22 protein-coding genes are annotated in these 21,062 nt (G+C 65.8%); 9 read left to right on the forward strand and 13 right to left on the reverse strand.

Annotated features, from left to right (window positions below; translation table 11 throughout):
- Window positions 1-10: 10 nt before the first annotated feature.
- The 8 genes from EEB18_RS22200 to coxB form a co-directional block, all read right to left on the reverse strand.
- A complete protein-coding gene (locus EEB18_RS22200; RefSeq protein WP_262408041.1) occupies window positions 11-679 on the reverse strand; it encodes an SURF1 family protein in 669 nt (222 codons plus the stop codon).
- Window positions 672-1,064 carry a DUF983 domain-containing protein gene (locus tag EEB18_RS22205; protein WP_262408042.1) on the reverse strand — a complete coding sequence of 131 codons (393 nt, stop codon included), beginning with the start codon at window positions 1,062-1,064 and terminating at the stop codon, window positions 672-674. The genes EEB18_RS22200 and EEB18_RS22205 overlap by 8 nt, the downstream gene beginning before the upstream one ends.
- Window position 1,065: 1 nt before the next feature.
- The gene (locus EEB18_RS22210) at window positions 1,066-1,941 is read right to left on the reverse strand and encodes a cytochrome c oxidase subunit 3 (RefSeq protein ID WP_187138845.1); all 876 of its coding nucleotides are present in this window, start codon (window positions 1,939-1,941) and stop codon (window positions 1,066-1,068) included.
- Window positions 1,942-2,023: 82 nt separating this feature from the next.
- Complete coding sequence (locus EEB18_RS22215; protein WP_056348162.1) at window positions 2,024-2,593, reverse strand: cytochrome c oxidase assembly protein; 570 nt, start codon at window positions 2,591-2,593, stop codon at window positions 2,024-2,026.
- Window positions 2,590-2,745: a hypothetical protein gene (locus tag EEB18_RS22220; protein ID WP_187138846.1), complete on the reverse strand. Its 156-nt coding sequence runs from the start codon at window positions 2,743-2,745 to the stop codon at window positions 2,590-2,592. The genes EEB18_RS22215 and EEB18_RS22220 overlap by 4 nt, the downstream gene beginning before the upstream one ends.
- Window positions 2,742-3,653: a heme o synthase gene (locus EEB18_RS22225; protein WP_056348164.1), complete on the reverse strand. Its 912-nt coding sequence runs from the start codon at window positions 3,651-3,653 to the stop codon at window positions 2,742-2,744. Before EEB18_RS22225 ends, EEB18_RS22220 begins: the two co-directional genes overlap by 4 nt.
- A gap of 63 nt (window positions 3,654-3,716) precedes the next feature.
- Window positions 3,717-5,390: a cytochrome c oxidase subunit I gene (ctaD, locus tag EEB18_RS22230; RefSeq protein ID WP_056348166.1), complete on the reverse strand. Its 1,674-nt coding sequence runs from the start codon at window positions 5,388-5,390 to the stop codon at window positions 3,717-3,719.
- Window positions 5,391-5,405: 15 nt separating this feature from the next.
- Window positions 5,406-6,512 (reverse strand): cytochrome c oxidase subunit II, encoded by a 1,107-nt coding sequence (gene coxB / locus EEB18_RS22235; RefSeq protein WP_187138847.1) that lies wholly within the window; start codon window positions 6,510-6,512, stop codon window positions 5,406-5,408.
- Between the two features lie 232 nt (window positions 6,513-6,744).
- On the opposite strand from coxB, the gene pyrE reads away from it, so the two are divergent.
- The 5 genes from pyrE to EEB18_RS22260 are packed head-to-tail and all read left to right on the forward strand — an operon-like array spanning window position 6,745 to window position 10,443.
- Window positions 6,745-7,326, forward strand: coding sequence for an orotate phosphoribosyltransferase (gene pyrE, locus EEB18_RS22240; RefSeq protein ID WP_187138848.1), 582 nt, complete (start codon window positions 6,745-6,747; stop codon window positions 7,324-7,326).
- Entirely contained in the window at window positions 7,323-8,069 is a 747-nt protein-coding gene (locus EEB18_RS22245) for a pyridoxine 5'-phosphate synthase (RefSeq protein ID WP_187138849.1), read from the forward strand. Before pyrE ends, EEB18_RS22245 begins: the two co-directional genes overlap by 4 nt.
- Window positions 8,066-8,467: a holo-ACP synthase gene (gene acpS, locus EEB18_RS22250; RefSeq protein WP_056348177.1), complete on the forward strand. Its 402-nt coding sequence runs from the start codon at window positions 8,066-8,068 to the stop codon at window positions 8,465-8,467. The genes EEB18_RS22245 and acpS overlap by 4 nt, the downstream gene beginning before the upstream one ends.
- A gap of 12 nt (window positions 8,468-8,479) precedes the next feature.
- Window positions 8,480-9,322 (forward strand): signal peptidase I, encoded by an 843-nt coding sequence (gene lepB / locus EEB18_RS22255; RefSeq protein ID WP_187138850.1) that lies wholly within the window; start codon window positions 8,480-8,482, stop codon window positions 9,320-9,322.
- A gap of 29 nt (window positions 9,323-9,351) precedes the next feature.
- Window positions 9,352-10,443, forward strand: coding sequence for an AI-2E family transporter (locus EEB18_RS22260; RefSeq protein ID WP_187138851.1), 1,092 nt, complete (start codon window positions 9,352-9,354; stop codon window positions 10,441-10,443).
- A gap of 177 nt (window positions 10,444-10,620) precedes the next feature.
- Here EEB18_RS22260 and EEB18_RS22265 read toward each other — a convergent pair whose 3' ends face one another.
- The 4 genes from EEB18_RS22265 to EEB18_RS22280 form a co-directional block, all read right to left on the reverse strand.
- Window positions 10,621-11,142, reverse strand: coding sequence for an FKBP-type peptidyl-prolyl cis-trans isomerase (locus EEB18_RS22265; protein ID WP_187138852.1), 522 nt, complete (start codon window positions 11,140-11,142; stop codon window positions 10,621-10,623).
- Window positions 11,143-11,324: 182 nt separating this feature from the next.
- Window positions 11,325-11,531 (reverse strand): 30S ribosomal protein S21, encoded by a 207-nt coding sequence (gene rpsU, locus EEB18_RS22270; RefSeq protein WP_037510267.1) that lies wholly within the window; start codon window positions 11,529-11,531, stop codon window positions 11,325-11,327.
- Between the two features lie 184 nt (window positions 11,532-11,715).
- Window positions 11,716-12,279: a hypothetical protein gene (locus tag EEB18_RS22275; RefSeq protein ID WP_187138853.1), complete on the reverse strand. Its 564-nt coding sequence runs from the start codon at window positions 12,277-12,279 to the stop codon at window positions 11,716-11,718.
- A gap of 63 nt (window positions 12,280-12,342) precedes the next feature.
- Complete coding sequence (locus EEB18_RS22280; protein WP_187669051.1) at window positions 12,343-14,265, reverse strand: YadA-like family protein; 1,923 nt, start codon at window positions 14,263-14,265, stop codon at window positions 12,343-12,345.
- Between the two features lie 304 nt (window positions 14,266-14,569).
- On the opposite strand from EEB18_RS22280, the gene EEB18_RS22285 reads away from it, so the two are divergent.
- From EEB18_RS22285 to EEB18_RS22300, 4 genes are all read left to right on the forward strand, one after another.
- The gene (locus EEB18_RS22285) at window positions 14,570-15,334 is read left to right on the forward strand and encodes a class II aldolase/adducin family protein (RefSeq protein ID WP_056348188.1); all 765 of its coding nucleotides are present in this window, start codon (window positions 14,570-14,572) and stop codon (window positions 15,332-15,334) included.
- 27 nt (window positions 15,335-15,361) lie between these two features.
- On the forward strand, window positions 15,362-15,907 hold the full coding sequence (locus tag EEB18_RS22290) for a (2Fe-2S)-binding protein (RefSeq protein WP_187138855.1): 546 nt from the start codon (window positions 15,362-15,364) through the stop codon (window positions 15,905-15,907).
- A 137-nt stretch (window positions 15,908-16,044) separates the two neighbouring features.
- Window positions 16,045-16,992, forward strand: a complete 948-nt coding sequence (locus EEB18_RS22295; protein ID WP_187138856.1) for an RcnB family protein — start codon at window positions 16,045-16,047, stop codon at window positions 16,990-16,992.
- A gap of 119 nt (window positions 16,993-17,111) precedes the next feature.
- A complete protein-coding gene (locus EEB18_RS22300; protein WP_187138857.1) occupies window positions 17,112-18,383 on the forward strand; it encodes a metal-dependent hydrolase family protein in 1,272 nt (423 codons plus the stop codon).
- Window positions 18,384-18,490: 107 nt separating this feature from the next.
- Here the strand turns inward: EEB18_RS22300 and EEB18_RS22305 are convergent, their stop codons facing one another.
- Window positions 18,491-21,052: an EAL domain-containing protein gene (locus EEB18_RS22305; protein ID WP_262408043.1), complete on the reverse strand. Its 2,562-nt coding sequence runs from the start codon at window positions 21,050-21,052 to the stop codon at window positions 18,491-18,493.
- Window positions 21,053-21,062 lie beyond the last annotated feature (10 nt).

Genomic DNA, 21,062 nt, shown 5'->3' on the forward strand with positions numbered 1-21,062 from the left:
CGGTGTCCGCTCAAGCCCGCAAGCGGCGGCGCACCGCGAGGATGTAGATGATCAGCGCCGCGGCCGCGAACAGGAACCATTGCCCCGCATAAGCGAGATGATTGTTCGGGGTGTCGGCGGCCGACGGCACCGCGCTGGCGCGCAGCCCGGGCGCCGGCGCGTCGGCGACAAGCATCGCGCGCGCCGGCACGGCCTTGCCCGTCATCCGTTCGATCAGCGTCGGTTGTTCGGGACCCGGAACGATGGTGCCCTGCACGATGCCGCCGGTCCATTTCGGCGGCGTGAAGTCGTCGGCGGTGCCGACGTCGACGAGCACGCCCGGCCCCTCGGCACCGGTGCGGCAGTCGGCGATCATCCGGATCCCCGTCTTGCCGGCGCGGTCGGTGCCGCTGCGCTGCTCCCAGCGCACCGGTTCGAGGCAGGCGACGCTGCTCTTGCGATAGAGCATCGTGTCGGGAACCGGCGGCAGTTTGGGATAGGCGACGGTCGCCGACATCGCGCTGTTGCGCTGAAAGAGCGCGATCAGCGCTTCCTTTTCGCCCTTGCGCTGTAGCTGCCAGACGCCGAGCGCGATCATCGTCGCCACCGCGGCGAGGACGAGGATCGTCGGGATGATCGGCCAGCGGCGGGCGGGCGCGGACGTGTCCGGGGTTTCGGGGGTCGCAGGCTGGTCAGTCATCCGGTTTCTCCACCCGTCCCTCGGCCGCGTCGCGCTGATGCTCGCTCGCCAGCAGCGCCCCCTTGGCGATGCGGAGGCCATAGATGACCGCGGCGACGGTCAGCGGCACCCACAGGATGACATGCACCCACAAGGGCGGCGCAACGGCGGCATCGAGCAGGAGCGCGGCGACGATCAGCAGCGCGCCGATAATCAGGGTCAGGAAGGCGGCGGGGCCGTCGCCGACATTGTAGCGGCCCGAATCGAAGCCGCACGTCGGGCAGCGTTCGCGAAAATTCGCCGCGCCCTCGAACAGTCCCGGCGTCCCGCATTCGGGGCAGAGACCAAAAAGGGCAGCGCGCCAGAGCGGCGGCTGCCCCTTTTGAAGTTGGTCGGTGTCCGGCAACTCAGTGCGCGGCGACAGGTGCGCCCCAGCCGCCCCAGACATAGACGATGATGAAGAGGAACAGCCACACGACGTCGACGAAGTGCCAGTACCAGGCAGCCGCTTCGAAGCCGAAATGCTGGGTCGGGGTGAAGTGGCCCTTATAGGTACGCGCGAGGCAGACGATCAGGAAGATCGTGCCGACGAGCACGTGGAAGCCGTGGAAGCCGGTCGCCATATAGAAGGCCGAGCTGTAGTTGCTCTGACCAAAGCCGAACGGCGCGACGCTATATTCATAAGCCTGGATCGACGAGAAGACGACACCGAGGATGATCGTCGCCCACAGGCCCTTTTTCAGGCCTTCACGGTCGCCGTGGATCAGCGCATGGTGCGCCCAGGTGATCGTGGTGCCCGAGCAGAGCAGGATCAGCGTGTTGAGCAAGGGCAGCGAGAAGGCGTCCATGACGTGGATGCCCTTCGGCGGCCACATGGTGATGGTCGCGGCGCCGTCCTGGCCGAACAGCGAGGTGACCGCGCCGTCGGCATATTCGATCGGCACCGGGAACAGCGAGAAGTCGAACCAGGCCCAGAACCAGCCGACGAAGAACATGACTTCCGACGCGATGAACAGGATCATGCCATAGCGCAGATGCAGCTGGACGACCGGGGTGTGATCGCCGGCATGGGCTTCGTTGATGACGTCCGACCACCAGCTGAAGAAGGTGGCGATGACGCCCATGAAGCCGAGGCCGAGCACCCATTTGCCCGCGCCGCCGAAATAGTCGGCGTGCATGAACATCACGAGGCCGAAGAACATCACCAGCGCGGCAGCCGAGCCGATGAGCGGCCAGACGCTCGGGTTTACGAGGTGATAGTCATGATGTTTCGCACCGGACATGGCGTTTTTCCCGTTTTTAGCAGCCCCAGCATCACGATTCCCCATCGTCCGCCGGCCTTGGTAAGACTCTTTGATCGCGGCCTTAGCTCGCCTTTTTGCCCCCGTCTACTGGCTCCACAGGGTGGAAGGTGTAGCTGAGGGTGATTTCCTGGATGTCGCGCGCGTCGGGATCGTCCATGATCTTGGGATCGACGAAAAACAGCACCGGCATGCGCACTTGCTGCCCCGCCTCAAGCCGTTGTTCGGTGAAGCAGAAGCACTGGATCTTGGTGAAATATTTGCCTGCGGCGTCGGGGGTGACGTTGAAGCTCGCGGTCCCCGTCACGGCATGCGACGAATTATTCTCGGCGATGAAGATCGCCATGTCGCGCGCGCCGATGCTAACCGTGTCGGTCGGGTGCTCGGGATAGAATTTCCACGGCAGCTTGGGCGACACATTGGCGTCGAAGCGGACCGAGATCGTCTGGCTCAGCACCTGCGGCGTTTCCGCCGCGGCGACCGGGTCGTAGCGCTGGGTCGTGCCACCGAAGCCGGTGACGCGGCAGAAAAGATTATAGAGCGGCACCGCCGCGAACCCCAGGCCGACCATTGAAATCGCGAGCAACGCAGCGAGGCTCGCGGTTTTCGCGTTGGGCGACATCCGCGCGATCATTTCAGCACCGTCATCTTGGCGATCGTGATGAAGAAAAAGAGTATCGCAAGCCCGCCGAGCAGCAGCGCCATCAGATTCGCGCGGCTGCGTTGACGGCGGCGATATTCGACCTCGTCGAAGGGTTCGGGGGCGTCGTTCACGGGTTCGGTCATAGCGGCCACCAATGGTCGGCGACAACCGCGCCGAACAATATGAAAAGATAGGCGATCGAATAGGCGAAGAGGCGCTTTTCGGGCTGCATCGGGTCGCCCTCTCGCGCCATGCGCGTGCCGACCTGCGCCGACAATATCACGAACAGCGCCGAGAGCACCACCGCGATCCAGCCATAGATCGCGCCGGTGTAGCCGAGCGGCCAAGGCGCGATCGCGGCGGCGGCCATGATCAGCGCATAGAAAAGAATCTGGCGCCGCGTCGATTTCTCGCCCGCGACGACGGGCATCATCGGGATGCCCGCAGCAGCATAGTCCGAGCGCACGAACAGCGCGAGCGCCCAGAAATGCGGCGGCGTCCACAGGAAGATGAGCAGGAACAGCAGCACCGGCAACGGTGCGACAGTGCCGGTCGCGGCGACCCAGCCGATCAGCGGCGGAAAGGCGCCGGCGGCGCCGCCGATGACGATATTCTGCGGCGTCCGCGGCTTGAGCCACATCGTGTAGACGAAGACGTAGAACAGAATCGAAACCAGCAGCAGCAGCGCCGCCTGCCAGTTCGACGCGAACAGCATCAAAAAGACCGAGAAGGCGGCGAGTCCGACCCCGAACTGCAATGCGGTCTGCGGGTCGAGGCGTCCGGCGGGCAGCGGGCGCCCGGCGGTGCGCTTCATCTTGGCATCGAGACCCGCTTCATACCATTGGTTGAGCGCCCCCGAGGCCCCTGCCCCCAGCGCGATCGCGAGGATCGACGAGAAGGCGAGAACCGGATGGACGGTCCCCGGCGCGGCGAGCAGGCCGCACAGCGCCGTGAACACGACGAGCGACATCACGCGCGGCTTGGTCAGCGCGAACAGGTCGCGCCAGTCGGCCGGAAGGGCCAGGTCGCCATGGGTCAGGCTCTGCGCCATGATAACTCCAGGCCGGAAAGCTATCGCCCCCTGCCAAGGCTATTTGGCAGGGGGCGAGTGCAATCAGGCGATACGCGGCAGTTCGTTGAACTGGTGGAACGGCGGCGGGCTCGACAGCGTCCATTCGAGCGTCGTCGCGCCTTCGCCCCACGGATTGTCGGCGGCCTTCTTGCCGGCGAACAGCGAGTAGAGGATGTTCACGAAGAAGAAGATCATGCCGACCGCCATGATGACATAGCCGAGCGACGAGATGTGGTGCCAGTAAGCATAGGCTTCCGCATAGTCGGGGTAACGGCGCGGCATGCCCTGCTGACCCAGGAAGTGCTGGGGGAAGAACATGACGTTCACGCCGATGAAGAAGATCCAGAAGTGCAGCTGGCCGAGGACTTCGCTGTACATCCGGCCCGACATCTTCGGGAACCAGTAATAGAAGCCGGCGAAGAGCGAGAAGACCGCGCCCAGCGACAGCACATAGTGGAAGTGCGCGACGACATAATAGGTGTCGTGCAGGTTGGTGTCGACGCCGCCGTTGGCGAGCACGACGCCGGTGACGCCGCCGACGGTGAACATGAAGATGAAGCCGAGCGCCCAGACCATCGGGGTCTTGTAGCTCATCGAGCCGCCCCACATGGTGGCGATCCAGCTGAAGATCTTGATGCCGGTCGGTACCGCGATGACCATCGTCGCGGCGGTGAAATACATCTTCAGGTTCACGCTCATGCCGACGGTGAACATGTGGTGCGCCCACACGATGAAACCGACGACGCCGATCGCGACCATGGCATAGGCCATGCCGAGATAACCGAACACCGGCTTCTTGCTGAAGGTCGAGATGATCTGGCTGACGATGCCGAAGCCCGGCAGGATCATGATATACACTTCGGGGTGGCCGAAGAACCAGAAGAGATGCTGGTAGAGCACCGGATCGCCGCCGCCCGTCGCATCATAGAAGGTCGTGCCGAAGTTGCGGTCGGTCAGCAGCATGGTGATCGCAGCGGCGAGAACCGGCAGCGCGAGCAGCAGCAGGAAGGCGGTGACGAGCACCGACCACACGAACAGCGGCATCTTGTGCAGGGTCATGCCCGGCGCGCGCATGTTGAAGATGGTGGTGATGAAGTTGATCGCACCAAGGATCGACGCCGCACCCGCGAGGTGGAGCGAGAAGATCGCCATGTCGACCGCCGGCCCGGGCGACCCGCTGGTCGACAGCGGGGCATAGACCGTCCAGCCGGTCCCGGCGCCAAGCCCGTTGCCCCCCGTGACGAACATCGATCCCGTCAGCATGACGAAGGCGACGAAGGTCAGCCAGAAGGACACGTTGTTCATGCGCGGGAAGGCCATGTCGGGCGCGCCGATCATCAGCGGCACGAACCAGTTGCCGAAACCGCCGATCATCGCGGGCATGACCATGAAGAACACCATGATCAGGCCGTGCGCGGTGATCAGCACGTTCCACATATGCTTGGCCTGCGTTTCGCCGGCCGCGGAGTCGAACATGCGCGCCCAGTCACCCAGATACTGGATGCCGGGTTCGGCGAGTTCGAGGCGCATCATGCCCGAAATCACGCCGCCGACGATACCGGCGACGATCGCGAAGATCAGGTAGAGGGTGCCGATGTCCTTGTGGTTCGTCGACATGAACCAGCGGACGAAGAATCCGGGCGTGTCATGGTCATGGTCGTCATGCGCGTGATCGGCATGGCCATGGGCGGGTGCAGTTGCAGCAATATCGGTCATCTGTCGGACCCCTTGTTATTTCTTGGCGGCCGGGGCGGCGGCGGGCGCCGCTGCAGCCGGTGCGGCTTCGGTCGTGGCGGCGGGCGCGGTTGCCGGAGCGGTGGCAGCGGCGGGCGCCGGAGCGGCGGCGGGTGCCGCGGCCACCGGGCCGGCCGGATTGCCGCCCCGCGAGCGCACCCAGGCTTCCCATTTGTCGACCGGCAGCACTTCGACCGCGATCGGCATATAGCCATGGTCGACGCCGCAAAGCTCCGAACACTGGCCGTAATAGACGCCGACCTTGGTGGCGGTGAAGGTGGTCTCGTTGGCGCGGCCGGGGACCGCGTCCATCTTGGTCCAGAAGGCCGGGACCGCGAAGCTGTGGATCACGTCGGCGCCGGTGATGATCAGTTTCACCTGGCGGCCGACGGGGACGACCATGCGGTTATCGACCGCGAGGTGATAAGGCTCGCCGGCGGCCTTGGCCTGCTCTTCGGTCAGGATCTTCGAGACATATTCACCGATGCCCTGGTCGGGATAGGCATAACCCCAATACCATTGATAGCCCGTGACCTTGATCGTCAGCGCTTCCTTCTTCGGCGGTTCATATTGCGCCGCGAGCAGGCGGATCGACGGGACGGCGATGACCGCGAGGATCAGCACCGGGATCGCGGTCCAGATGATTTCGATGAAGGTGTTGTGCGTCGTCTTCGACGGCACCGGGTTCGCGGCGGCGCGGTAGCGGACCACCGCCCAGAGCAGCAGACCGAGAACGAAGAGCGAGATCACCACGATCACCGGCAGCAGGATATAGTGGTTGAACTCATAGGCCTGGACGCCGATCGGCGTGACCTGCGGCTGGAAGTTGATCCCCGCGTCGACCGGCTGACCCACGCCCGGGGTCGGCTTCATCGGCACATAAGTCGCGTCGCCGGCGGGAACCGCCGCCGCCTTCGTCGCATCGGCCGCAGCCGGAGCGGCGGTCGTCGCAGCCGCCGCATCGGCGGGGGCCGGAGCCGGATTCGCCGCGGTGTTCGCTGCGGGGGCCGCGACAGGTGCCGCCGCCGGTGCCGCCGCCTGACCGACGCTGACCGCGCCCAGCGACAAAACCGCCGCGATTACAAGGGTTTTCAAGCTCTTCATAAGGATAGTGCCGCCCGTTGCCTGTTGTTCTTATCGATGCTTCATTCCCGCCGCGCGGATACCGGACATGCGTCGCGGCAGCCGGGCGGCTGGCTGAATCTCGCGGGCGCTATAGACCCGCTTGCCGCTTGCCTCAAGCATCTCTAACACTATTTTGCGGCTGGCAAATCTGCCCCGTCGAAACCCCGTCGTTCCCGATGGACGACGTCCTGAACAAAAGACCCATTCTCCCATGACCGACGACGACATCCTGGCCGAATTCCGCGCCGCCGACGCCCTGCTGCAGGGGCATTTCCTGCTCTCCTCCGGGCGGCACAGCGAATATTATCTCCAGTGCGCACGCGTGCTGATGGACACCGAGCGGGCCGGACGGCTCGCGATCGCGCTCGCCGCCAAGCTGCCGCGCGACCTCAAACAGGCGATCGACATCGTCGTCTCGCCCGCGATGGGCGGCGTCATCATCGGCCATGAAATGGGCCGCGCGCTCGGCAAGCCCGCGATCTTCGTCGAACGCCCGACCGGCACCTTCGAACTGCGCCGCGGCTTCACCATCGCACCGGGTGCCAAGGTGCTGATGGTCGAGGATGTCGTCACAACCGGCCTGTCGTCACGCGAAGCGATGGCGTGCGTCGCCGACGCTGGCGGCGAAGTGATCGCCGAAGCGGCGCTCGTCGACCGCTCGGCGGGCAGCGTCGACCTTGGCGTTCCCTTCTATCCGCTCGTCGCGATCAACTTCCCGACCTATGCCGAAGACGAACTGCCACCCGAACTCGCAAAGACCAAGGCGGTGAAGCCGGGGAGCCGCGCGAATTGAATCTTGAACGATCTGGTGGGCGCCTCCGCCTCGGGGTCAACATCGACCATGTCGCGACGATCCGGAATGCGCGCGGCGGCGAGCATCCCGATCCGGTCCGCGCGGCCGAGATCGTCGCGGCGGTCGGCGGCGACGGCATCACCGCGCACCTGCGCGAAGACCGGCGTCATATCCGCGACGACGATCTCGCGCGCATCCAGGCCGCGACCGACCTGCCGCTGAACCTCGAAATGGCGGCGACCGAGGAAATGCTGGAAATCGCGCTGCGCCATATGCCGCACGCCGCGTGCATCGTCCCCGAAAAGCGCGAGGAACGCACGACCGAGGGCGGGCTCGACGCCGCCGGACAGCACAACCATCTCGCGCCGATCGTCGCGCGGCTGAACGACGCGGGCATTCGCGTCAGCCTGTTCATCGAACCCGACCCGCGTCAGATCGAGGCCGCGATGCGGCTGCGCGCGCCGGTGGTCGAATTCCACACCGGCCGTTACGCGCATGTCGAGGGCGAGGAACGCGCCGCCGAATTGCGCCGGATCGCCGACGCCGCCGCGCTCGCGTGGAAAAACGGCATCGAACCGCATGCCGGGCATGGCCTGACCTATGACAATGTCATCCCGATCGCCGCGATCCCGCAACTCGCCGAGCTCAACATCGGCCATTATCTGATCGGCGAGGCGATCTTTACCGGGCTGGAGGATGCGGTGCGCCGCATGCGCGACCTGATGGACGAGGCGCGAGGATGATCATCGGACTCGGCTCCGACCTCTGTAATATAGAGCGAATCCAGAATTCGCTCGACCGTTTCGGCGAGCGGTTCGAGAATCGCGTGTTCACCGACGTCGAACGCGCCAAGGCGGCGCGGCGGCCGTTCACCCGTGCGGGCACCTATGCCAAGCGCTTTGCCGCCAAGGAGGCCTTCTCCAAGGCGGTCGGCACCGGCTTCAAGCGTGGCGTGTTCATGAAGGACATCGGCGTCGTCAACGCCCCCTCGGGCGCGCCGACGCTCGCACTGACCGGCGGCGCGGCCGAACGGCTCGCGGCGATGATCCCTGCGGGACACAAGGCCCATATCCATCTGACACTGACCGACGATCATCCCTGGGCCCAGGCGTTCGTCATCATCGAAGCACTGAAGGACTAGGCAAGGACCGACATGGCAAAGAACAAGAGCGGCGGCGCCAAGGGCGAGGAAAGCTGGGGCAAGCTGATCCGCGATATCGCGGTGATCCTGCTGCTGGTGCTCGGCATCCACAGCCTGCTCGCCAAGCCCTTTTATATTCCGTCCGATTCGATGATGCCCGGGTTGCTCAGCGGCGACCGCCTGATCGTCAGCAAATATCCCTATGGCTGGTCCTATGCCTCGGCGAGCTTTCACCTGCTCCCCAGGATGGAAGGCCGCATCTTCGCGAAACTGCCCGAGCGCGGCGACATCGTGGTGCTCGAGCATCCGGTCGACCGCACCGACTATATCAAGCGCGTCATCGGCCTGCCCGGCGACACGATCGAATTGAAGGGCGGCGCGCTGTTCATCAACGGCAAGCCGGTGAAGCGCGAACAGCAGCCCGACCTGCGCATCCCCGTCGACGCCAACACGCCGTCAGGCGGCGGCGGCAGCGCGCTCGACCGGTTCAGGCAGGTCGACGGATCGGGCCGCGAAACGCTGGTGCTGCCGATCATCCGCGAAACGCTGCCGAACGGCGCGTCCTATGACACCATCGACATGGGCGAACGGCCGAGCGTCGACGAATATGGCCCCTACAAAGTCCCGGCGGACCATTTGTTCCTGATGGGCGACAACCGCGACGGCAGCGCCGACAGCCGGGTTCCCGTCAGCGAACTTGGCCTCGGCGGCGCGGTGCCGTTCGATGTCATCGCGGGCCGTGCCGAGATCATCACCTTCTCGACCGACGGCACCGCCAAATGGTACAACCCGATCAGCTGGTTCCAGGCGCTGCGCTCGGGCCGTGCGGGAACCGACCTGACCCCCCGAACGTAAGGGCAGTTAGGCACAGGGGAGCACAGCGCATGGCCGAGACCGACGCACGGGCGAAAGCCAAGGCCAGCGTCGAGGCGCCCGGCCCCACCGAAATCCGAAGCGACGCGGTCCGCGGCGAATTGCTCAAGGCCGGGGTATGGCTCGGCCTCGCGCTGTTGATCGGCGTCTGCATCATCCTGATCCAGCCGATCCTGCTGATCTTCGCCGGCATCGTCATGGCGGCGATGCTCGACGGCGGCACCCGCCTGCTCGGTCGAGTGCTACCCATCGGCCGCGGCTGGCGGCTGCTGATCGTCTGTCTCTCGCTCGTCGCCTTCCTCGTCTGGACCATTCTGTTCGCGGGTTCGCAGATCGCCGATCAGGCGGCGACGCTGCAGACCGTGGTGATGGGACAGGTCGAGCGCATCGCCGCCTGGGCCAGCGCGCATGGCATGGGTAATCTGCAGATCGACACCAAGACGATCACCGAAAATCTGGCCGGCACCGTCGGACGCGTCACCGCCGCGGTCGGGACCGTGCTCGGTGCGCTGACCAGCCTGGTCATGGTGCTGGTGCTCGGCGTCTTCCTCGCGATCGAGCCGCGCCTCTATGAACGCGGAGTGGCGTGGATGCTGCCGATGAAGAGCCGCGAGAATTTCTACATCGTCACCGCGCGCATGGGCTTCACCCTGCGCCGGTTGATGGCGGGGCGCCTGCTCGGCATGCTGGTCGAGGGGATCGGCACCTGGCTCGCCTGCCTCGCCGTCGGCATCCCGATGGCGGCACTGATGGGACTGCTCACCGGACTGCTCGCCTTCATCCCCAATATCGGCGCGATCGTGTCGGGCGTGCTGCTGGTGCTCGTCGGCTTTTCGGCCGGGACCGACACCGGGCTCGCCGCGATCGCCATCTATTTCATCGTCCAGACGGTCGACGGCTATCTGATCGTGCCGATGGTCGCGAAGCAAACCGTCGACCTCGCCCCCGCCCTCGTCCTCGGCGCGCAGATATTGTTCGGCACTTTGCTCGGCATCATGGGCCTGTTCCTCGCCGACCCGATCGTCGCGATGATCAAGGTCGCGCTGGAGCGCGAGGCCGAGCGCAATGCGGGGACGCAGGGGAAACGAAAGGCGGCGGGGTAAAAAAGGCTTGCGGCGGGTCGCTCTTTGATCGGTTCGCACGGTTGCGGGCAAAAGCGATCGTCCCCCGGAACGGGGAGGATCGGTAACCCCGCTCTCCATCCGAGAACCGCTCCAAACAAAAACGGCGGCAGGATCAACCCGCCGCCGTCTTGAATGCCCGAAAGTCCCTGCTCCAGGTCAGGGCTGCGGTGCGCCCTGTGGCGGGGCGCCCTGCATCTGCTGTTGCTGCATCTGCTGCTGCATCATCTGCATCTGCTGCTGCATCGCGCGAACTTCGGCCTCGGTCTTGAATTCGAGCAGTTCGACGTCGAAATGCAGCGTGCTGCCACCCGGGATCGGGCCATTGTCCTTGTCGCCATAACCGAGCGCGGGCGGGATAGTGACCTTGTACTTGCCGCCCTTTTTCATGCGGGTCAGCGCCTCGGCAAAGCCCGGCGCGGTCTGCGCGACCTGGAACGGCGCCTGTTCATTGGCGTCGAAAACCTTGCCGTCGTCGAGCTTGCCTTCATATTTGACGAGAACAACATCGGACATGGTCGGGCTGTTGCCCGTGCCTTCCTTGACGACTTCAAAGCCGATCCGGGGGGTCGACATCACCGCGAAAGCGATCGCCGCAGCAATCAGCCCCGCAACGCCGAACCACATCAGCCACAGGCCGCCCTTGCTCACCGGGCGCAATGGAACCGTCGTTACACTCATCGTCGCTGATCCTTCCCCTGCACCCGCACCAGATTTCGGCGGAGCAAAAACATCGGCTCGCCTATAGGCGGAGCGGCGCGGAGCGGTCCAGCGACAATTGCACACACGCCGCACAACGAAAAAGGCGCCGCGTTGCCGCAGCGCCTTTTTCAAATCCGGATCCCGAACGGGAAGGACGGGTCTTACTTGATCCCGTCGCGCTCCATCCGCTTGCGCTCCATCTTGCGGGCGCGGCGGACGGCGGCGGCATGTTCGCGCGCACGCTTTTCGCTGGGCTTTTCGTAATGACGGCGCAGCTTCATTTCGCGATACACGCCCTCACGCTGCAGCTTCTTCTTGAGCGCGCGAAGGGCCTGGTCGACATTATTGTCGCGAACGATGATCTGCATGTGCCGTGTCGTCTCCGGTTCGTCCAACGATGAACGGCAACCGGATAGCCGGTCCGCCATAAATCGCCGATATATGGGCAATAAAAGAAGCGCCGCGAACCCGCGACGTTCCGTTGGGAGCGCCACTAGCCAGATTCGCGGCCAAATGCAAGCCCCTGCGCGGCGGCAGGGGCGTGAAACGTGGCTATTGCCCTCCCCTGCGGCGTGCGTCGGGAACTTCGGGTCCGCCGCCCGGCTGCTGGGTCGCGAGCGGCATCGGTGAAATCGCCACCCCGAACAGGCGCCACTTGCCATTATACCACTGAAATTCGAAGTCGAAGGCGACCGCGGTCGGGCGCAGTCCAAAACTGCCACGCACGCGCAGGATGTTCCCCGCCCCGACCTGCGGCGCGCCATTATAGACCGGCGCCAGCAACAGGCTGTTCGACAGGTCGACGCGATTGTCGCGCAGCGAGGCGAAAATCTGCGCCAGTCGCGACGGATCATTGGCGAGCTGGAACGACGGCGACGATATATCGCGCAGCACCGAATAATTGCCCGACTGATTGGCATGGTCGATCGCGGTCAGCGTCGACCAGATCAGCTTGGCGAGTTCGAGGTCGCCGGGCACCGGCATCGCGGCGACGGGCGGCGGCGCGGCAGCCCCCGTCTGCGCCTGTGCCGGAGCGGCAAGCGCGACCAGCAGCGCCGCGGGCAAAGAAAAGGCGGCCGAAGACCAGCCGCGCGGGAAGGAAGATGGCTTTTTCATAGGTCCCAACATGAAAGGGCGATGCTCCCTTGGCAAGGAGCATCGCCCGTTTTCATTTACAGCTTACCAGACGACCTGGAAGCCGCCGCGCGCGCCGATCTCACCCGAGTCGAAGCCCGCGCCGACACCAGCCGAGAAGGTGGCCTTCTCGCTGATCCGCGCGGTCATCGCGATCGAGCCGGCGGTGCGGTCGTTGTAGTAACCGATGCCGCCCGACATGCCGAACTTGGCATCGGCCGGCAGCGCCGGGGTTTCCATCGACAGCGCCAGCGCGACGCCTTCGTTGGCGAGGCGCGCCTGACGACGGTTCTCGTCCGACTGCGCGAACAGCGTGTTGATCTGACCGGTATGGGTCGTGGTCAACGTCTGCAGTGCCGCGATGTTGGCATTCTGCGTCGCGTTGACGCCCTGAATGGCCGTGATGGCGGCGCTGTTCGCGGCAACGCCCGCCGTATTCGCCGCGATCGCGGTGCGTACGGTCGGGTCGCGGCCGACGACGCCATTGGCATCGACCGTCATCACATCGGTCGCCCCCGTCTGCGCCGCGGTGCTCGCCGCGATATCGCCGACGCGAACCGCGCTGCCCGCGCCGCCAAGCGCGACCTGGTTCGCCGCCGTGGCGGTGGCACCGAAACCGAGCGCGGTCGAATTGTCGAACGCCGCATTGGCATTCTTGCCGACCGCGCTGGCATTGATGCCCGCCGCATTGGCCTGGTGACCGACCGCCAGGCTGAGATTGCCCGTGGCCATGGCCTGCCAGCCGAATGCCTGCGCACCGCGACCCGAAGCGACCGATTCGCCGCCGACGGCGGTCGAATGGAAGCCCGAGGCCACGGCATTGTCGCCGACCGCGACGGCATCCTCGTCCGACGCCGCGGCGAAGTTGCCGATGGCGGTCGAAGTCGTCCCCGAGGCGGACGCGCTCTTGCCGAAGGCCGAGCTGTTGGCCCCCGAGGCGCTGGCCTGATGGCCCGACGCGACGCTGAGGTTGCCCGTCGCCGACGCCTGCCAGCCGAAGGCCTGCGCCCCGCGCCCCGAGGCCACCGATTCGGCGCCGACCGACGTCGAGTGGAAGCCCGAGGCATTGGCGCCCTGCCCAAAGGCGGTGGCGTCCTCGTCGGTCGCCTGCGCGCCGGTGCCGACCGCCGTCGATTGCAGCCCAGTGGCATTCGCCAGCACACCGACCGCCGTCGATTCGTCGCCCGACGCGTTCGAATTCGAACCGAGCGCGCTCGACAGGTCGCCCGAGGCGTTGGCGAGTTCGCCGACCGCGCTCGAGAAGGTGCCCGACGCGGTCGCGAACGACCCGTTGGCGGTCGAGGCGAGGCCGGTGGCCTGCGCGCTCGCGCCGGTCGCGACGCTGAACGTGCCCGAAGCGACCGCAGCGCGGCCGGTCGCGGTGTCGTTGTCGCCCGTCGCCTGGGCATTGTCGCCGACTGCGGTCGAATTCAGGCCGGTCGCCTGCGCCTGACGGCCGGTCGCGACGCTGAAGTTGCCGGTCGCCGCCGATTGCCAGCCGAAGGCCTGAGCCCCGCGACCCGAGGCGAGTGATTCGGCGCCGACCGAAGTCGAGTGGAAGCCGGTGGCCTGCGCCTGTTCGCCGATCGCGACGGCATCCTCATCGGTCGCCGATGCCAGGTTGCCGATCGCGACGCTGGTCTGGCCGGTCGCGGTGCTCGAGCGGCCGATCGCGGTGCTGCGGTCGTTCGCGGTCGCATTCTGGCCGACCGCGGTCGAACCGGTGTTGGTGGCGGTTGCCCCCGAACCCACCGCCGTCGAACCATTGCCGGTCGTACGCGCGTTCGGACCGCAGGCAAGCTGCGTGTTGTTGCCCGAGATGGCACCGCCATCGGTGTCGCCAGCCGACACGACGCCGTCGTTATCGCTGTCGAGCAGGCAGGTTTCGGCCTGCGCGGGCGCCGCCGAGAAAGCGGCATAGGCCGCCAGCGCCATCGCAGACGCGGACAGTTTCACCGTATAACGCATTGTTCCTCACTCCCCATTGCGCGGGCAGCAGGAGGCCGCACCGCGAAAAGATGCACTGCAACCGACATGAAGAGGATGGTCGGGTCGACCAAGCGCAGACACGCCGGCGGACCACATTGTCTCTTTTGGACAAATGGAAGCCCCGCAGCTCGACCCTGATTCGAAGACTGACGACTAACCGCCGTAAGGTCAACGTTTTATCGCTTTTGTTAACCAGTTCGCCGCGCGGCTTCGCGGGATTGTGCGAACCGGCGCGGCTGTGGCATAGGTGGCACAACGAAACCGACTGCGAGAGGATCAGGCCATGGCGACCCAGCTGAAGCGCAACAGCAAATATAGCGAAGCCGAGTGGACGGCGCGGCAGGAACTCGCCGCCTGTTACCGCATCTTTGCGATGATGGGCTGGGACGAGATGATCTTCAACCACATCACGGTGAAGCTGGAGGACCAGGAAGGCGCCTTCCTGATCAACCCCTATGGCATGCATTTCAGCGAGGTCACCGCCTCCAGCCTGATCAAGATCGACATCGACGGCAACAAGCTGGACGAGGACAATCCCTGGCACGTCAACAAGGCGGGCTTTGTCCAGCACAGCCTGTTCCACCGCGTGCTGCCCGACGCGCATGCGATCATCCACACCCACACCACCGCGACGATGGCGGTGTGCGGACTCGAGGGCGGGCTGCAGCCGACGAACTTCTATGCCTGCAACTTCATGGGCCAGCTCGCCTATCACGACTTCGAGGGCGTGACGGTGCGCGAGGAAGAAGGCACACGGCTGGTCGAGCATCTGGGCAACAAGCGCATCCTGATGCTGCGCAACCATGGCCCGGTGGTGATGGGCAAGTCGCTCTCCGACGCCTTCATCAAATATTGGGCGCTGCAGCGCGCGTGCGAGATCCAGCTCGCGACGATGAGCATGGGCAAGCCGATCCTGGTCGATGAAGAGGTGATCAAGGTCCACCAGCGCGACCTCTATATGGCGGCGATCCCCGGCCAGTCGGGCAAGGCCGAATTCGACGCGATGGTGCGCAAGGTCGACAAGATCGACACGAGCTGGCGTGACTAATCCGGCCGCGGCGCTAACAGGGGCGGCATGACGCGATTCTCGGTCAACGACCGCCCCATCGAATATCGGATGGATCCCGAAACGCCCCTGCTGTGGGCGCTGCGCGACGCGTCGAACCTGACGGGCACCAAATATGGCTGCGGCACCGGCGAATGCGGCGCGTGCACCGTCGATATCGATGGCGAGGCGATCCGCAGCTGCCTGGTCACGATCGCCGAATGCGAAGGACGTTTCGTCACCACGATCGAGGGACTGACCCGCGACCGGAGTCATCCGGTGCAGCAAGCGTGGGTCGCAGAGCAAGTTCCGCAATGTGGTTTCTGCCAGTCGGGCATGATCATGGCCGCCGCCGCCTTGCTGCGCACCAACAGCAACCCCAGCGATGCCGAGATCGACGCGGCGATGACCAACATCTGCCGCTGCGGCACCTATCCACGCATCCGCGGCGCGATCAGGCGCGCCGGGCGCGTGCTGCGCGGCGAGGAACGCATCGCCGCCGCGCCGCCGCCCGGCATACGGCCGCAGGACGCCGCCGGCGCCGTCCCCGCGATGCGCGCGCCGCCGGAACATTAAACGCTGTCGCACCGTTCATCTAGCTGAACCGCAGGCAACATCATGGTTCAGCCATGACTCATATTGCCGACGGTAAATATCGGTTCATCTTCCCGGTCGGCTATCCGTCGCCCATGGGAAACCGAGGAGTATGGCAGATGAAGAAGTTTATCGGAGGATTGCTGATCGCCGCGACGATGCTGACCCCGATCGCCCCGGTGTTCGCACAGGGCCGCGACGGCCAGCAACAGGCGCAGCGCGGCGACCGCGGGGATCGCGGCAACCGTGCCCAGCGCGGCGGTGGCGGCGACCAGCGCGGTCAGCGCCAGCAGGCACCGCGCCCGCAGGTGCAGCCGCAGGTGCAACGCCAGCAGGTACAGCGTCAGCAAGGCCAGCGCCCGCAGGGACAGCAGCCGCAACGCCGCGACTGGTCGGGCAACCGCGATCGCGGCGGTCAGGTCCAGGGTCAGCGTCCGCAGGTCCAGCGTCAACAGGCTCCGCGCCAGCAGTGGCAAGGCCAGGATCAGCGCCCGCGTCAGGACCGCAACCGCGGCACCTATGACCGCAATCGCGACGGCCGCACCGACCGCCAGTGGGATCGCAACCGCGACGGTCAGGTCGACCGCCAGTGGGACCGTAACCGCAATGGCCAGGTCGACCGGCGTTACGACCGCAATCGCAACGGCGACCTCGATCGCCGCTGGGATCGCAACGACAACAACCGCGTCGACCGCCGCTACGACCGGAACCGCGACGGCTATGCCGATCGCCGCTATCGCGACGGACGCCGCGACAACAACTGGAACCGTGGCTGGCGCAACGACAACCGCTACAACTGGCGCGACTATCGTCAGCGCTACGGCAACAACTATCGCCTGCCGCGCTATTACAACCCCTATCGCGGCCGCAATTACACGCGGTTCAGCGTCGGCTTCACGCTCGGCTCGCTCTTCTATGGCCAGCGCTACTGGATCAACGATCCGGGCTATTACCGCCTGCCGCCGGCCTATGGCGGGTATCGCTGGGTCCGCTATTATGACGATGCGCTGCTCGTCGACACCTACAGCGGCGAAGTGGTCGACGTGATCTACGATTTCTTCTGGTAATATTCCTTTCGGTTATCAGATGGCAAACTGAGGGGCCGGTCAACCGGCCCCTCTTTTTATGCGCTTGCCCTCCCCCGCCCGGCGCGCCACGATGAAGGGACAAAGCAGGGGAAAATCGGATGCGTAAACTCGGACTCGTCGCCGCGGCGACGCTCGCGCTCATGGGCAGCGCGGCTTTTGCGAAAACCACCGTCATCTACGCCGGCCATGTCATCACCGACGCCGACAAGCCCGCGCTCGGCGCCTCGACCGTCATCATCACCGACGACCGCATCACCTCGATCAGCGCGGGCCGCACCGCCGCCCCCGCCGATGCCGAAATCGTCGACCTGGGCGACAAGACGCTGCTTCCCGGCCTGATCGACCTCCACGTCCACCTCACCGGCGACCCGGGCGGCGATTATCGCAGCGAAGCGGTCGATCCCGACGAATGGGGCGTCGTCGTCGGGGTCAAGAACGCCGGCATCACGCTGCGCGCCGGCTTCACCACGGTGCGCGAGGCGGGCTCGGCACAGTACACCGCCTTTTCGCTGCGCCGCGGCACCGCCGCCGGTTTCATCACCGGTCCGCGCATCATCGCCGCCGGCCCGGCACTGTCGATCGTCGGCGGTCACGGCGACGTCACCGGTTTTCGCGAGGACGTCCATGGCGTGCTCGATCAGGGTTATACCTGCACCGGCGCGGTCGAATGCGCCGAAAAGCTCCGCAAGGCGTCGCGTGCCGGCGCCGACATCATCAAGATCACCGCGACCGGCGGCGTCCTGTCGCAGCAGGGCCGCGGGCTTGAGGGACATTTCAGCCGCGCCGAACTCGACAGCATCGCGACCACCGCGCACTCGCTGGGGCTGAAGGTGATGGCGCATGCGCATGGCGCGCGCGGCATCGAGGATGCCGCGGCGGCGGGCATCGACACGATCGACCATGGCACCTTCGCCGACGACGCGGCGCTGAGGGTGATGAAGGCCAAGGGCACCTATCTGGTCCCGACGCTGATGGCCTTCGAGGGGATCAAGGAGCGGCTGGGCAAGGGCATCTATACGCCGACCGTCGAGGAAAAAGTCCGCATGACGATGGGCAGCGTCGGCAAGGCGGTGACCCGCGCCAAGGCGCTCGGCGTCCCCGTCGCCTTCGGCACCGATGCCGGGGTGTTCGACCATGGCCGCAACGCCGGCGAATTCGCGCTGCTGGTGGCGAACGGCCTGACCCCGCGCGAAGCGGTCGCGGCGGCCACGACCGTCGCGGCGAAGGCGCTGTCGATGGAAAATGAAATCGGCCGCATCGCGCCGGGCATGTCGGCCGACCTGATCGCGGTGTCGGGCGATCCGCTGACCGATGTGCGCACGCTGGAAAAGGTCGACTGGGTGATGGTGCGCGGGCGGATCGCGGACTAGTTTTCAGCGGCTTCGGGCGTAAATCGCCATTCTTTAACGGGGTTAGCCGCTCCCCACCCCGAAGCCGTCTCCACCACCCACCCACGCAGCAGCGCGGGCGCAGGCCATCACGCCGCGCGTTCGATCCGCGCGCGTACCGACTGCCCCGCCACGCTGCCGCCGATCAGCGCCGTGATCTCAACCGCCTGCGCGAATTGCACCCCGACGCGGTTTTGATCGGACCAGCGCGCCTCGGCATCGAGCACAAGGTCGGGGCCGAATTCGAGGCGAAATCCGGTGCCCGCGGGCACGTTCCACAGCCCCTCGATCAGCGCGCCGCGCGTCGACAGGTTGCGGACGATCGCCTCATAGCGATGCCCGCCGCTCTCGACCTGAATCGTGCGGAAGGTGCGGCTGCGCATCTCGCGCGCGCTCTTATACCCCTGCGCGACGACCCGGCCACCATCGGCACGCAGCAGCGCGACCGCTTCGTCGAGGCTCATCGGACGCCCATAGATATAGCCCTGGACGTGGCTGCATCCGAGTCCGCGGATTAGGTCGAGGTCGTCGTGCGTCTCGACCCCCTCGGCGGTGGTTTCCATCTTGAGCGCGGCGGCGAGTCCGACGATCGACGAGATGATCGCGGCGTTCATGCTGCTCTTGTCGGCGGCGCCGCGCACAAAGCTCTGGTCGATCTTGATCTTGTCGAACGGCGCCTTCTTCAGATAGCCGAGCGCCGAATAGCCGGTGCCGAAATCGTCGAGCGCCAACCGCACCCCGGTGCGTTTCAGCCGCTGGAACATCTCCAGATTCTCGGGGCTTTCGTCGAGGAACACCCCCTCGGTGATTTCGAGTTCGAGTTGTTCGGGGCGGATACCCGCCGCCGATACCGCGCTCATGATCGTCGCCGGCAATTTGTCGTTGGCGAACTGGCGCGGCGAGACATTGACCGCGATGCGATGATCGGGACCAAGCCGGGCGATCGACGCGCAGGCCGAGCGGATGATCCACTCGCCGATCGGCACGATCAGGTTCGATTCCTCGGCGATCGGAATGAATTTCGACGGGCTGATCATCGCCTCGTCGCCGCGCTGCCAGCGGATCAGCGCTTCGAATCCCGAGATGCGCTCGCTCGCGACATCGACGATCGGCTGGTAGACAAGCTTGAGTTCGTCCTTCGCCAAGGCGTCGCGCAGTGCGTCCTCGATCGCCTTGCGCTCGCTGGCCTGGTTGTGCATCGCGTCGGCATAGAAGCGATAGACGCCGCGCCCGGCATCCTTGGCGGCATAGAGCGCGAGGTCGGCGTTGCGCACCAGCGCCGCCGACGACACCCCCGCCCCTTCGGACACCGCGATGCCGATCGACGAGCCGACCCGCACCTGTTCGCCCTCGATCGCAAACGGCTTGGCGAGGCTGAGGATGACCGCATTGGCGATGTTGGCGAGCTTGTCGGCGTGGGTGATCTGCGGCAGCACGATCTGGAATTCGTCGCCGCCGAGCCGCCCGACCTGGCCGCGGTCGCCGACGATCTGCGCGAGCCGCGCCGCGACCTGCTGGAGCAACTGGTCGCCGACCGGATGGCCGAGCGTGTCGTTCACCGCCTTGAAGCGGTCGAGGTCCATCAGCAGCAGCGCGCACGGCTGCGGCTGGCCGATATGGTTCTTCAGCGCGCGTTCGAGCAGGTCGGTGATATGCAGCCGGTTGGCGAGCCCGGTCAGCACGTCGTAGCGCGCGAGCTGGTTGATCTCGCGCTCGGACTTCTTCTTTTCGGTGAGGTCGGTACCGCTGCCGCGAAACCCCTGGAAATTGCCGAGCTCGTTGCTGATCGGGTGGCCCGAGATCGACCACCAGCGCTCCTCGCCCGGCACCGCCGCCTGCACCGTCAGTTCCTTGAACGGGGTGCGCGACGACAGGCTGAAGCCGAGGGTGCGTTCCTCGCTTTCGTCATTGCCGATGCGTTTGCGGATGATGTCGGTGAACGGCTTGCCGCGCAGGTCGCTCGGCGCACGGCCGAGCTTGGCCGCCACCGTCGGCGAGATATAGACGAGCTGGCCGTGGCGGTCGGTTTCCCAGAACCAGCCGCGCCCGGCGCGTTCGAAGTCGCGCACCAGGTTGAGCGCGCGTTGCTGATCGCTGATCGTCCTCCGGTTCGCGCGCTCGGTACGCCGCTGGTGCCGCGCATCCTCGCGGACCATGACGATCAGCAGGAAGAGGAAGATCATCGCGGCGAAGGCGAAGGGCATCGACGCCTTGCCGATCGCCCCGCCGAGCGCGGTCGCGCCGGCAAAGGCGAAAAAGGCCGGGCGCGCGATCGCGACCGCCGCCGCCGCGACGAGCACGGCGCCGATCCGGATCGCGGCAAAGGCGTCGGCATAAGGGGTGGCATCGACCGACGGCGACGAGACGAACATCGCGATACTAGTCAGCAAGGTGCCGAGCGCGATCAGCGTCATGCACGACGTGCCCCACACGATGGTGCGCCGCGCCAGCGCATTGCCCGGCGCACGCGACAGCTGCCCGATCACCGTCAGCACCAGATCGCAGCCGATGCCGAGCGCCAGAACCAGCCATTGCGACGGACGATCGAAAAAGCCGGGAAGGCCGGGGAAAAAGGCGCAGGCGAAATAGACGAGCGCGCGGCTGACCAGCACATAGTGCCACAACTGCGCGACGCGCGTCAGGCGTGTCACGAATTCCGGC

Source organism: Sphingopyxis sp. OPL5, assembly GCF_003797775.2.
Lineage (GTDB): Bacteria > Pseudomonadota > Alphaproteobacteria > Sphingomonadales > Sphingomonadaceae > Sphingopyxis.

What these genes read in the sequence shown, in the direction of transcription:
- EEB18_RS22200 (WP_262408041.1), bottom strand. Translation starts at nt 679, where the DNA reads ATGACTGACCAGCCTGCGACCCCCGAAACCCCGGACACGTCCGCGCCC.
- EEB18_RS22210 (WP_187138845.1), bottom strand. Translation starts at nt 1,941, where the DNA reads ATGTCCGGTGCGAAACATCATGACTATCACCTCGTAAACCCGAGCGTC.
- EEB18_RS22215 (WP_056348162.1), bottom strand. Translation starts at nt 2,593, where the DNA reads ATGATCGCGCGGATGTCGCCCAACGCGAAAACCGCGAGCCTCGCTGCG.
- EEB18_RS22220 (WP_187138846.1), bottom strand. Translation starts at nt 2,745, where the DNA reads ATGACCGAACCCGTGAACGACGCCCCCGAACCCTTCGACGAGGTCGAA.
- EEB18_RS22225 (WP_056348164.1), bottom strand. Translation starts at nt 3,653, where the DNA reads ATGGCGCAGAGCCTGACCCATGGCGACCTGGCCCTTCCGGCCGACTGG.
- ctaD (WP_056348166.1), bottom strand. Translation starts at nt 5,390, where the DNA reads ATGACCGATATTGCTGCAACTGCACCCGCCCATGGCCATGCCGATCAC.
- coxB (WP_187138847.1), bottom strand. Translation starts at nt 6,512, where the DNA reads ATGAAGAGCTTGAAAACCCTTGTAATCGCGGCGGTTTTGTCGCTGGGC.
- pyrE (WP_187138848.1), top strand. Translation starts at nt 6,745, where the DNA reads ATGACCGACGACGACATCCTGGCCGAATTCCGCGCCGCCGACGCCCTG.
- acpS (WP_056348177.1), top strand. Translation starts at nt 8,066, where the DNA reads ATGATCATCGGACTCGGCTCCGACCTCTGTAATATAGAGCGAATCCAG.
- lepB (WP_187138850.1), top strand. Translation starts at nt 8,480, where the DNA reads ATGGCAAAGAACAAGAGCGGCGGCGCCAAGGGCGAGGAAAGCTGGGGC.
- EEB18_RS22260 (WP_187138851.1), top strand. Translation starts at nt 9,352, where the DNA reads ATGGCCGAGACCGACGCACGGGCGAAAGCCAAGGCCAGCGTCGAGGCG.
- EEB18_RS22265 (WP_187138852.1), bottom strand. Translation starts at nt 11,142, where the DNA reads ATGAGTGTAACGACGGTTCCATTGCGCCCGGTGAGCAAGGGCGGCCTG.
- rpsU (WP_037510267.1), bottom strand. Translation starts at nt 11,531, where the DNA reads ATGCAGATCATCGTTCGCGACAATAATGTCGACCAGGCCCTTCGCGCG.
- EEB18_RS22275 (WP_187138853.1), bottom strand. Translation starts at nt 12,279, where the DNA reads ATGAAAAAGCCATCTTCCTTCCCGCGCGGCTGGTCTTCGGCCGCCTTT.
- EEB18_RS22280 (WP_187669051.1), bottom strand. Translation starts at nt 14,265, where the DNA reads ATGCGTTATACGGTGAAACTGTCCGCGTCTGCGATGGCGCTGGCGGCC.
- EEB18_RS22285 (WP_056348188.1), top strand. Translation starts at nt 14,570, where the DNA reads ATGGCGACCCAGCTGAAGCGCAACAGCAAATATAGCGAAGCCGAGTGG.
- EEB18_RS22290 (WP_187138855.1), top strand. Translation starts at nt 15,362, where the DNA reads ATGACGCGATTCTCGGTCAACGACCGCCCCATCGAATATCGGATGGAT.
- EEB18_RS22295 (WP_187138856.1), top strand. Translation starts at nt 16,045, where the DNA reads ATGAAGAAGTTTATCGGAGGATTGCTGATCGCCGCGACGATGCTGACC.
- EEB18_RS22300 (WP_187138857.1), top strand. Translation starts at nt 17,112, where the DNA reads ATGCGTAAACTCGGACTCGTCGCCGCGGCGACGCTCGCGCTCATGGGC.